An 849-nucleotide genomic window follows, 5' to 3' on the forward strand; every position below is an offset into this window, starting at 1 on the left:
CGTCAATTCCCTTGAGTTTTAATCTTGCGACCGTACTCCCCAGGCGGAGTGCTTAATGCGTTAGCTGCGTCACCGACATGCATGCATGCCGACAACTAGCACTCATCGTTTACGGCGTGGACTACCAGGGTATCTAATCCTGTTCGCTCCCCACGCTTTCGCGCCTCAGCGTCAGTAACGGGCCAGTGAGTCGCCTTCGCCACTGGTGTTCTTCCTAATATCTACGCATTTCACCGCTACACTAGGAATTCCACTTACCTCTCCAGCACTCTAGCCAGTTTCCAAAGCAGTACCGGGGTTGAGCCCCGGGCTTTCACTCCAGACTTGCATCCGTCTACGCTCCCTTTACACCCAGTAAATCCGGATAACGCTTGCCACCTACGTATTACCGCGGCTGCTGGCACGGAGTTAGCCGGGACTTCTTCTCCGGGTACCGTCATTATCTTCCCCGGTGAAAGAATTTTACAATCCTAAGACCTTCATCATTCACGCGGCATGGCTGCGTCAGGCTTTCGCCCATTGCGCAAGATTCCCTACTGCTGCCTCCCGTAGGAGTCTGGTCCGTGTCTCAGTACCAGTGTGGCTGATCATCCTCTCAGACCAGCTATGGATCGTCGGCTTGGTGAGCCTTTACCTCACCAACTACCTAATCCAACGCGGGCTGCTCCAATGGCGATAAATCTTTCCCCCGAAGGGCACATACGGTATTAGCACAAGTTTCCCTGTGTTGTTCCGTACCAAAGGGCACATTCCCACGCGTTACTCACCCGTCCGCCGCTGCCCCGAAGGGCCGCTCGACTTGCATGTATTAGGCCTGCCGCCAGCGTTCGCTCTGAGCCAGGATCAAAC

At 55.0% G+C, this 849-nt stretch carries 1 rRNA gene; it reads right to left on the reverse strand.

What is annotated here, in order from left to right:
* Positions 1-849, reverse strand: a 16S ribosomal RNA gene (locus tag ACFPTQ_RS16040); the annotation flags it as partial.

The organism is Flavobacterium sp. GCM10022190 (assembly GCF_042656445.1).
Taxonomy (GTDB): Bacteria; Bacteroidota; Bacteroidia; order Flavobacteriales; family Flavobacteriaceae; genus Flavobacterium; species Flavobacterium nitratireducens.